General features: G+C 68.7%; 5 protein-coding genes. All 5 read right to left on the reverse strand.

Annotation, left to right across the window (positions count from 1 at the left end):
* Window positions 1-1,187, reverse strand: a 1,187-nt coding sequence (accC, locus tag VFS34_00745; protein HET9792957.1) for an acetyl-CoA carboxylase biotin carboxylase subunit, incomplete at its 3' end; no start/stop codon positions are given.
* A gap of 194 nt (window positions 1,188-1,381) precedes the next feature.
* Window positions 1,382-1,861, reverse strand: coding sequence for an acetyl-CoA carboxylase biotin carboxyl carrier protein (gene accB, locus VFS34_00750; GenBank protein HET9792958.1), 480 nt, complete (start codon window positions 1,859-1,861; stop codon window positions 1,382-1,384).
* A complete protein-coding gene (locus VFS34_00755; GenBank protein ID HET9792959.1) occupies window positions 1,861-2,226 on the reverse strand; it encodes a roadblock/LC7 domain-containing protein in 366 nt (121 codons plus the stop codon). Before VFS34_00755 ends, accB begins: the two co-directional genes overlap by 1 nt.
* Before the next feature lie 34 nt (window positions 2,227-2,260).
* Complete coding sequence (locus VFS34_00760) at window positions 2,261-3,382, reverse strand: tetratricopeptide repeat protein (GenBank protein ID HET9792960.1); 1,122 nt, start codon at window positions 3,380-3,382, stop codon at window positions 2,261-2,263.
* A gap of 86 nt (window positions 3,383-3,468) precedes the next feature.
* Window positions 3,469-4,638: IPT/TIG domain-containing protein (locus tag VFS34_00765; protein HET9792961.1), on the reverse strand; the 1,170-nt coding region annotated here is incomplete at its 5' end.

Genomic DNA, 4,638 nt, shown 5'->3' on the forward strand with positions numbered 1-4,638 from the left:
GCGCGGTCTTTTCCCCGGACGATCAGCTTCGCGATCATCGAGTCGTAGTGCGGCGGGATCACGTAGCCCTGGTAGGCGGCCGTGTCGACACGCACGCCCGTCCCGCCCGGAGGATGGAAGACCGTCAGCCGGCCGGGCGACGGGGTGAACTTCTCGGGGTCCTCGGCGTTGATCCGGAACTCGATCGCGTGGCCGCGCGCGCGGATCGCCTTGTCGCCGAACGAGAGCGGCTGCCCGGCAGCGACCGAGATCTGCTCCTTGACCAGGTCGAAACCGGTCACTTCCTCCGTCACCGGGTGCTCGACCTGGATCCGGGTATTCATCTCCATGAAAGAGAACTGCCCGTCCGCGTCGAGGAGGAACTCGATCGTTCCGGCGCCGGTGTAGCCGACCGCCTTCGCGGCCTTCACCGCCGCCTCGCCCATCCGGGCGCGCAGGGCGTCGTCGAGAGCCACCGAGGGCGATTCCTCGAGCAGCTTCTGGTGGCGGCGCTGGATCGAGCACTCGCGCTCCCCGAGATGGATCACTTTTCCGAAGCGGTCGCCGAAGACCTGGAACTCGATGTGGCGCGGTGCCGTGAGGTACTTCTCCAGGTAGATCTCGGCGTTGCCGAACGCCTTCTCCGCCTCTCCCCGCGCGATCTCGTAGAACGACGCGAGATCGCGCTCGTTCTGCGCGACCCGCATCCCTCGCCCGCCTCCGCCCGCCGAGGCCTTGAGGATCACCGGGTAGCCGATGCGGCGCGCGACCTCGACCGCCTCATCGAGCGTCTCGAGCGCACCGGAAGATCCGGGAAGCGTCGGCACCCCGGCTTTCTCCATCGTCTTGCGGGCGAGCGCCTTGTCTCCCATCGTCCGGATCGCCTCGGGGCTCGGGCCGATGAAGGCGATCCGGCAATCGGCCAGGATTTCCGCGAAGCGGGAGTTCTCCGACAGGAACCCGTAGCCGGGATGGATGGCGTCCGCCTCGGTGATCTCGGCCGCGGAGACGATCGAGGCGACGTTCAGGTACGACGCCGACGGCGGGTACGGGCCGATGCAGACGTCCTCGTCGGCGTAGCGGACATGGAGCGCTTCGCGGTCGGCCTCGCTGTAGACGGCGACCGTGCGGATGCCGAGCTCCCGGCACGCCGAGATCACCCGCAGCGCGATTTCGCCGCGGTTGGCGACGAGGATCTTCTTAAAGATTGCGCATCGGAGCACTCACGGCCGTGAGCGCCCGCCTTCGCCGAGGCTTCGGCGGGTAAACACCGTTCGCCATCCCCTCGGAAGAGGGGATCTCGCCACGGTGGCCACGAGAAGACCGGAGGGGTCTTCCGGGTCGAGGGATTCGAAGGGCCATCGCTTCGCTCCGCTCCGCTCGCGCACGAGGCACGCCGGCGTCACGACGTCTTGATCGCGAAGAGCTTTTCGCCGTATTCGACCGGCTGCCCGTTCTGCGGAAAGACCTTCACGACCTCGCCGGCGACGTCGGACTCGATCTCGTTCATGAGCTTCATCGCCTCGATGATGCAGAGGATCTTGTTCTTGTCGACGCGGTCGCCCGGCGACACGAACGGATCGGACTCGGGAGACGCGGCGCGGTAGAAGGTCCCGACGATCGGCGACACGATGTAATGAAGCGTGTCCTCGGCGGCCTCCGCGCGTTCCTCGGCCGCGGCCGCATCCGCGCCGGCCGCGGGGAGCGCGGCGGGAGCCGAGGCGACGGGAAGGGCCGGGTAGTAGACGGCCGACCCGCCGTTCGACTCCCCGCGATGACCCTCGATGCGGAGGCGGAAACCGGAACGCTCGATCTCGACTCCCGAGAGGTTCTTCTCGGCGACGAGATCGATCAGCTCCTTGATCTCCTTGAACGAAAGCATCAAACCAGCTCTTTCTCGAGCGCGAAAGCGGCCTTTCGCGCTTCGAAACGGGCGCGTCCGGAATTCCCCTCGGGGGACAACAGGATCAGGAGATAATACTCGGAAGTCACCGCCGAAAGCAGAATCGTCGCCTTGTCCGACTGGACGACGAACTGGCGAACCGATCCCGCCTCGAGACCGAGATCCACGGCGCTGAGATGACTCAGAACGCCGGTCAGCTCGGCGGACACGCTCTCGAGAACCGAATCTTCGGCCGGAACGACGGAGTCGATCGCGATGCCGTCGCGGCCGATGAGCGATACCCCGTGGAGGCCTTCCACGCGCTCGGCGAACTGCATCAGGGTCTCGCGGAAGACGTCGCTCACACGTCGCCTCCGCGAGGCTGGCGCCCGCGCGCCCTCACGAGCCGGCTCCGGAAGCGGCGTTCGCCTTCAGGCGGGCGAGCCAACCTTCGAGCGCCCGCTTTCGGCGCGTCCGGGGATCGACGGCGGAAGGAGCCGCCGCGGCTTCGCTGCGCACCGCGGCGATCCGCCGGGTGAGGCTCTCGTCCTCCGGATGCTCCTCGGCGAGCCGCTCGTAGATGCGACGCGCTTCCTCGCGGAACCCCTGCTTCTCGTAGAGCTCCGCGAGCGTGCGCGAGGGCGGCAGCTCGGGGGGCGGCTCGATCGGCGTTTCCCTCTCGTCCGTCTCGCGGGAGAGCGCTTCCCTCTCCGCGTCGGACGGAACCTCGGGCTCCGGCGCCGGCCGGCTCTCTGCCGGCGGGAAAGCCTCGCTCCCCGCGGCTCCCGCGCCCGGCAGGACGAGGTCGGGAACCGTGATGTCGGCGAGGGATCCGGCGGGAGGGGCCTCCGGCGGCGCGGCGGCGGAAGCCTCCGGAACCGGCGGTTCGGCGGCAGCGGTGTCCGCCGCCGTGGATGGCCCGGGAGGGCCCGGTACGTCGAGCTCGGCGGGCGGGGTCGGTTCGGGCGAGAACTCGAGCGTCGACAGCGACATCGTCGCGTTGGGGTCGAACCGGAACTCCGCGGACGAGTCCGAGAAGTTGATGGGATCGAACATCCTCGGCTCGGCCGGAGCCGACGGAGGAGGAGGAGGAGGGGGCGCCTCGGGCTTCGCTTCCTTTTCCAGCGCCGCGATGCGATCGTCGATCGCCCGGTCTCCGGAGAGGGCGCGGTAGAGCTTGTATTTCTTGACCGCCTCCACGGCGTTCCCGCGGCGCGAGTAGAGGTCGCCCAGCGCCTTGGCCGCCACGAGATTCTCGCGGTCCGCGGCGAGGACGCCGGCGAAGGCGTCGATCGCCTCGTCGTCCCTCCCCATCTCGTGGTAGAGGCGCGCGATCGCGATCCGCGCCGAGAGGTAGCCGGGATGGGCCTCGAGTCCCGTCCGGAGGGTGGCGAGGGCGTCTCCGAAGCGCCCCGCGCGGCGATATTCCTCGGCGAGCCCGACGAAGATCCGCGATCCCGGCATCGCGGCCATTCGCCGCTCCAGGTCGCGGATCCGGGCCTCGGCCTGAGGGTCTGCCATGGCCCGGTATTCTCTCATCAAACCCGGCCCCAAAAAGAAGCCGCCCCCGGGGACCGGGGGCGGCGAGAAAAACGAAACAGGAGGCGTTATTGCGGGGCGACGGTGACCCCCTGCGTGGCCGTCTTCGAGCAGGCGTCCGTGACGACCAGCGTGCCGCTCGCAAGGCCCGTGCACGCCGGCCCGTTCGAGCCGCAGTTGAACGTGACGGCTCCGGGATTCTGCGCCGCCGAGGTGGCCGGGGTGGCCGCAGTTCCGTCGGGATTCGTGAACGTCCAGGCGTACGTGAAATTCGGCGTCCCCGTCGTGGACGTCGCCGCCGAGAATGACGCCTGGTCGTTCGCCGGTCCCGGCGTCGCGCTGGGACTCGCCGTGGGCGCCGCGGCGTTGAACGTCGAATTCGTGAACGTCCGCTCGACCGTGCAGCCGGTCGCCTCGTTCACGATCGTCACCGTAACGGTCGGCGAACAGACGTCGGGGTTGACCGTGAAGCTCAGGGTCTGCTGTCCGTTCACCTCCGACACGGAAACCGTTCCGATGGCGCCGCCCGCGCCGGTGACCGAGACCCGGGAAGGCGATCCGGTCGGGAAGAAGTCGGTGCCGATCACGGTCACGGGCGTGGCCGTGCCGCCGGGCCCGGAGGTCGGGGCGAAGCTGGTCACCGTCGGGACGTTGATCGTGAAAGTACCCGGCGCCGCCGCCGTTTCCCCGTCGGACAACAGCGTCACGGCAATCGTCCCGCCGCTGCTCGGGCATCCCGCCGGCGGTTTCGCCAGGATCTGGGTACCGGTCACCGAGAGGACCGTTCCCTGCACGCCGCCGAAGGTGACGAGGAGCGGCGCGACGAAGCCCTGGCCGGTGATCGTGACGGTGGTCGACGCGTCGCCGTGGTCGGGCGTGAACCCGAAAATCGACATCCCGACGGTGTAGGTATAGGTCACCGGCGAGCTCGTGCACGTCGTGCCCGAGCAGTTCACTTCCTTCACCGTGACGTCGACGTTCTGCGGGAACGTCGTGTCCGGGCCCTGGGCATTGGCCGGGGGCGTGATCGCGATGATCTGGGTCGGCGACACGGAAACGACCTGGGCCTCCAGCGTCCCGCCGAAGAACACCTGGACGGGAGCCGTGAATCCGCTGCCGACGATCGTCACCCGGGTTCCGCCGATCTTCGTCCCGGAGGCCGGCAGGATGGCCGTGACGATGGGCTGATTGTCGCTCGTGTACGTGAAGCAGCTCGCGGAAGCGAGCGTCTGGCCGTT

The sequence above is a fragment of the Thermoanaerobaculia bacterium genome (assembly GCA_035717485.1).
Taxonomy (GTDB): domain Bacteria; phylum Acidobacteriota; class Thermoanaerobaculia; order UBA5066; family DATFVB01; genus DATFVB01.